The organism is Mesorhizobium sp. M8A.F.Ca.ET.021.01.1.1, from assembly GCF_003998025.1.
Taxonomy (GTDB): domain Bacteria; phylum Pseudomonadota; class Alphaproteobacteria; order Rhizobiales; family Rhizobiaceae; genus Mesorhizobium.
In genome coordinates this window covers 1-5,216 of the sequence record NZ_RZSJ01000454.1, presented here as the reverse complement: position 1 = coordinate 5,216, position 5,216 = coordinate 1, and the positions used below count along the sequence as shown (strand labels likewise).

General features: G+C 63.2%; 6 protein-coding genes. 4 read left to right on the top strand and 2 right to left on the bottom strand.

The annotated features are described in order from the left end of the window. Both EOA36_RS26885 and EOA36_RS26880 read right to left on the bottom strand, forming a co-directional pair. A partial coding sequence (locus EOA36_RS26885) for a histidine kinase dimerization/phospho-acceptor domain-containing protein (protein WP_127280138.1) occupies positions 1-929 on the bottom strand: 929 nt, incomplete at its 3' end. Positions 930-939: 10 nt separating this feature from the next. Further along, positions 940-1,614, bottom strand: coding sequence for a response regulator transcription factor (locus tag EOA36_RS26880; RefSeq protein ID WP_127280137.1), 675 nt, complete (start codon positions 1,612-1,614; stop codon positions 940-942). Between the two features lie 302 nt (positions 1,615-1,916). On the opposite strand from EOA36_RS26880, the gene EOA36_RS26875 reads away from it, so the two are divergent. From EOA36_RS26875 to EOA36_RS26860, 4 genes are all read left to right on the top strand, one after another. Further along, positions 1,917-2,516, top strand: coding sequence for a phospholipid methyltransferase (locus EOA36_RS26875; protein ID WP_127280136.1), 600 nt, complete (start codon positions 1,917-1,919; stop codon positions 2,514-2,516). Continuing rightward, entirely contained in the window at positions 2,513-3,130 is a 618-nt protein-coding gene (locus EOA36_RS26870) for a DedA family protein (RefSeq protein WP_127280135.1), read from the top strand. Before EOA36_RS26875 ends, EOA36_RS26870 begins: the two co-directional genes overlap by 4 nt. A gap of 73 nt (positions 3,131-3,203) precedes the next feature. Beyond that, positions 3,204-4,115: a LysR substrate-binding domain-containing protein gene (locus tag EOA36_RS26865; protein WP_127280134.1), complete on the top strand. Its 912-nt coding sequence runs from the start codon at positions 3,204-3,206 to the stop codon at positions 4,113-4,115. 211 nt (positions 4,116-4,326) lie between these two features. Further along, a partial coding sequence (locus EOA36_RS26860) for an ABC transporter substrate-binding protein (protein ID WP_127280133.1) occupies positions 4,327-5,216 on the top strand: 890 nt, incomplete at its 3' end.

Below are 5,216 nucleotides of genomic sequence, written 5' to 3'. Positions count from 1 at the left end.
ACCTTTTCGAAGGCCGTTGTCTGCCGGTCGAGGCGCTGCAGGTCGAGCAGCTGGTCGGTCAGCGTCGAAAGCCGTGCCGCATCCTGCAGCAGCCTTGCCCGCTCCGGCGTCGCCGGCAGCGAGGCAAGGCGCGTGTTGAGGATGGCGACCGGTGTCCTGAGTTCATGGGCGGCGTCGGTCAGGAAGCGCTTGTGGCGTTCATAGCCCTTGTCCAGGCGCGCAAGGGCGGCGTTCACCGCCTTGACCAGCGGCGTCACTTCCTTTGGCACATCTTTCAGCGGCAGCTGCACGCCACGCTGGTCGATGTCGATGCGTTCGGCCTCTGCGGCCGCATGGCCAAGGCCTGACAGTGCGCCGCGCACCACCCATGGTGTCGCGACCAGCGTGGCCAACGCCATCAGCCCGGCGAGCGGCAATATGCCTTGCAGGAAGAATTGCGGCGCCTGGCCGAGCAGGCGCAGCAGCGAAAGCCCGCCCTTGGTGCCGCTGAAGATCTGGACATTGCCGGCCGCCGTATCGGTCCAGCGGATCTTTCCCTCCGGCGGCGCGGCTTGTCCGATTGCGTGGTCGATACGGGCGTCGCTGATAGTGTCCAGCAGTCCGACAAAGGGCTGGAAAATGGCCGGCACCCTGCCTTCTTCCAGTCGCTGCCCTTGCTTGTCGCGGATGATGAACCAGAGGTCCGGAACGTTCGAGCGCAGCTTTGCCATATCTGGCGTCTCGGTGATGACAAGCTTGCCGCCGGCATCGCGTGTCACTGCATCCGCCAGCACGTCCATTGTACCGTCCTCGTAGTCATGCGGGATAAGGCCGGTGGCCAGCATGGCGCCGAGAATGCCGACGATGATCAGCGTCAGCATCGCGCATTGCAGCAAGGCGATACGCAGCACCAGGCTCCATTTGAGCGAACGCGGGCGCTTGAGGCTCATAGCTCGGCGCTCATGTCGTTTCGCGCAGGAGATAGCCGACGCCGCGAATGCCATTGATCGTCACGCCGGCATCGGCATCGGCGAGTTTGCGGCGCAGGCGCGAGACGTGGGTGTCGAGCGCGTTGGACTGGATCTCGTCGTCGAGGCCGAACACCGCCTCCATCAGCGCCTCGCGCTGCACCATGCGGCCGGTCCGGCGCATCAGCGCCTCCAGCACCAGGAGTTCGCGCCGCGGCAGGCTGAGCGGTTCGGCACGGATCGACGCTTCGCGATGCCCGACGTCGAGCACCAGGTCGCCGGCGCGGATGAATTGCGACTGCATCGGTGCCGGACGCCTCAGCAGCGCGCGCAACCGGGCAAGCAATTCCTCGAAGGCGAATGGTTTTGCCAGATAGTCGTCCGCGCCCATGTCCAGCCCATCGACCTTGTCCGCTGTGTCGCCTCTCGCCGTCAGCATCAGCACTGGCGTGGTGTTCTTGGCCGAACGCAATCTGGGCACCAGCGACAGCCCGTCGCCATCCGGCAACTGGCGGTCGAGCAGGATCGCGTCGTAGCTGTCGGCGGCGACGAAGCCTTCGGCTTCGATGAGCGTGCCGGCATGATCGACCACCATGTCGTGGCGCTTCAGCGCGGCACGTAAGGCAGAGACCATTTCGGGCTCGTCCTCGACCAGCAAGATTCGCATCGACAGTTCTCCAGCAACGGCAACAGCTTCGGGCGCTACCGCGCCAACATTGCGCAAACATGGCAAAGCCGAACGGCCGGGGTCGACAGGCGCTTTCTTTGGCTCTCCGAGATTGCGCAATGTCTATGCAACCCAGTCGCGGCAAACAGCGCCGGTCGGCACGAATCGCCCATGCCGGCGTGAAGGCGTCGGGCCCGAATATGCAACAGGTCGGGCCCGACGTTGAAGCGAAATGACGCTGAAGCGAAATCAGGTGGCACACCAGACTGGTTGGCGTGCTGTTGTCTCGGATTGAGGTTACCATGCCCGCAAATGATGCTCTGTCTTTTCTCATGGCGTGGACCGTCGCGCCGTTCAGGGTCGGCTCCGTCACGCCGTCCAGCTCCAGCCTGGCGGCATTGATGACCCGTGACATCGGACCTGAGACAGGCCCCGTGCTGGAGCTCGGTCCAGGAACAGGTCCTTTCACACGGGCGCTGCTGTCGCGCGGGGTGAAGGAGGAAGATTTGATGCTGATAGAATCCGATCCGGATTTCGCCGCGCTGCTCATGCGTCGTTTTCCTGCCGCCCGGATTTTTGAAATGGATGCTGTCGGCCTGCGCCATCTGTCGCTCTTCCACCGGCCGGTGATTGGCGCTGCCGTCAGCGGCCTGCCTTTCCGGCTGATTTCGCGGCGCAAGACGCTCGCCATTCTCGAAGGTGTTTTCGCGAACCTTCGTCCCGGCGGAGCCCTCTATCAGTTCACGCTCGGACGGCGCTGTCCGTTCGACCAGTCGCTGCTCGACCGGCTCGATCTCGAGGTCACGCGGGTTGGTCATACGTTCCGCAATTTCCCGCCGGCGACGGTCTATCGCATCGCCAGAATCAAGGCAGCCGGAACCTATGACTGGCGCTTCGCATGACGGGACCATTGTCGGTCATTCTCGGCTTCGGCCTGTTCGGCGTCTTTTGCCTTGCCTTCACCGAGAAGATCCTGCCGATTCCGCCCTCGCATGTGTTGCTGCTGTTTCTCGGCATGACGGCCGCGCCTGACGGTGCGACGCTGGCGATCCTGTTGGCGGTGACGACTTCCGCCTCCTTCACCGGCTGTCTTGTCTGGTATGGGGTCGGCCGCCGGATCGGGTTCGACCGCGCCGACAGGCTGATCGGACGAGCCGGCAGATATGTCTTCCTGCGCCCCGAAACCTATCGCAAGCTTGGCCAGGCCTATCGCCGCAATCATGTCAGGGTATCCTTGCTGGCGCAGTTCATCCCGACCGTGCGCAATTACCTGCCGATCGCAGCTGGCGCGCTGTGTCTGCCTGCCTTGCCTTTCGCGGCCGCGACGCTGCTTGGCGCCACCATATGGAATGCGGGCTTTCTCCTGACCGGCTATCTCATGCACGGCAGCGGCCAGGATTCTTTCACGGTGGGCTTGCGCATCATCGTTATTGTCGTGGCGCTGGAGGCGGCCTTCATGCTTGCGTTGCGCTATGGCCCGACATGGCGACGCCGCATCAGGCTGATGCTCGGCTGAACGCGCCACCGGGTCATGGGATAAGCTCCGCGATCCGCTTTCCTTCGCTTGCCTGCCGGTGTTTAGTCCGGCCATGGCCTTCACCATCCGCCAGTTGCAGTTCTTCGTCGCCGTTGCCGAGCAAGGCACGGTGTCGCGCGCGGCGCAAAACCTCTCCATCTCGCAATCGTCGGTCACCGAAGCGATCAAGGAACTTGAAAGCGATCTCGGCGTCGAACTGTTCGAGCGCCATCCGCGCGGCCTCAATATCACCCACAAGGGCCACCAGTTCCTGCGTCACGCGACAAAGATCCTCGCCGACGTATCCGACGCCCGCCGCTCTTTTTCCGGCGAACAGGCCGTCGCCGGTGGCCGGCTGCAGCTCGGCGTCACCTCTCTGGTCGCCGGCTATGTGCTGTCGGATCTGCTTTCCCGCTACCGCCGCGCCTATCCCGGCGTCGAGGTGTCGGCCATAGAGGACAATGGCGACTACCTCGAACATTTGCTCATCGGCGGCAAGCTCGACATTGCCGTCATGGTCACCTCCAATTTGCGCGACCGCACTGCCCTGCAATCGGAAATCCTCGAAGTCTCGGCCTATCGGCTGTGGCTGCCGCTCGGCCATCCCTTGGCTGGCGCCGACATCATCGGCATCGGCGATATCGCCTCCGAACCGCTGATCATGCTCACCGTCGACGAGATCGAGGAGAACACCGGCAAGCTGCTGACGGCGATCGGCGCCAGGCCGCATGTCGCCTTCCGCACCCGTTCCGTGGAAGCCGTGCGCAGCCTCGTCGCCACCGGCGCCGGCGTGGCGCTGCTGCCCGATCTCGTCTACCGGCCCTGGTCGCTGGAAGGCGACCGCATCGAATCGCGCGACATTTCCGGTGCCTTGCCGGTGGTGCAGGTCGGCATGGTCTGGCGGCGCGGCTCCAGCCTGCCGCAGGCGGCGCGCGACTTCATCGGGCTTGCCCAGTCGCAACGGACGGTCCGCCAGCGGACCTGATCCGCGGCGATCTATCGGAAAAACCGATATCACCCTTCTGACAAATGAATTTGCGAAACCGGTATTTTCCAAGCACCTTCGGTTCAGCGACCAAAGCCGCCATCAGAGCGGCATCAGTCCATTGGACGAACTGGCACGTTTTTCAGTCCGCGCGTGATCTGGCGAAAACCGGAGCGGTTTCAGGGTCACGCGCCAAAATGGGAGATTGATGATGAATTCATTCCTGAAGTCATGCACTGCGCTAACGGTCGCGCTGACCTTCTCCGGTCAGGCCGTTGCCCAGGTCAAGGAACTGGGCAAGGGCGAAGGCCAGGTCAACATCGTTGCCTGGCCGGGCTATATCGAGCGCGGCGAGACCGACAAGGGCTATGACTGGGTCACCGCCTTCGAGAAGGAGAGTGGCTGCAAGGTCAACGTCAAGACCGCCAACACATCCGATGAGATGGTGTCGCTGATGAACGAGGGCGGCTTCGACCTCGTCACCGCTTCGGGCGATGCCTCGTTGCGCCTCGTCGCTGGCAAGCGCGTGCAGCCGATCAACACCGATCTCATCGCGAGCTGGAAGACGGTCGACGACCGGCTCAAGGACGCGCCCTGGTTCACCGTCGACAAAGTGCATTACGGCGTTCCCTACCAGTGGGGTCCGAACATCCTGATGTACAACACCGAGGTGTTCAAGGAAGCGCCGAAGAGCTGGAATGTCGTTTTCGAGGAAATGAAGCTGCCGGATGGCAAGTCCAACAAGGGCCGTGTCCAGGCCTATGACGGACCGATCCACATCGCCGATGCCGCCAACTACCTGATGTTCCACAAGCCGGAACTCGGCATCAAGGATCCCTACGAATTGAACGAGGACCAGTACAAGGCGGCGCTCGAATTGCTGCGCGTCCAGCGCACGCTGGTCGGCCGCTACTGGCATGACGCCGCCATCCAGGTCGATGACTTCCAGAACGAAGGCGTGGTTGCTTCGGGCTCGTGGCCTTACCAGGTCAACACGCTGGTTGCCGCCAAGAAGCCGGTTGCCTCGACCGTGCCGGAAGAAGGCGTCACGGGCTGGGCCGACACAACCATGATGGAAGCCGACGCGGCGCACCCGAACTG

Excerpts from the sequence above, each read along its gene's own strand:
- EOA36_RS26880 (WP_127280137.1), bottom strand. The coding sequence starts at position 1,614 with ATGCGAATCTTGCTGGTCGAGGACGAGCCCGAAATGGTCTCTGCCTTA.
- EOA36_RS26875 (WP_127280136.1), top strand. The coding sequence starts at position 1,917 with ATGCCCGCAAATGATGCTCTGTCTTTTCTCATGGCGTGGACCGTCGCG.
- EOA36_RS26870 (WP_127280135.1), top strand. The coding sequence starts at position 2,513 with ATGACGGGACCATTGTCGGTCATTCTCGGCTTCGGCCTGTTCGGCGTC.
- EOA36_RS26865 (WP_127280134.1), top strand. The coding sequence starts at position 3,204 with ATGGCCTTCACCATCCGCCAGTTGCAGTTCTTCGTCGCCGTTGCCGAG.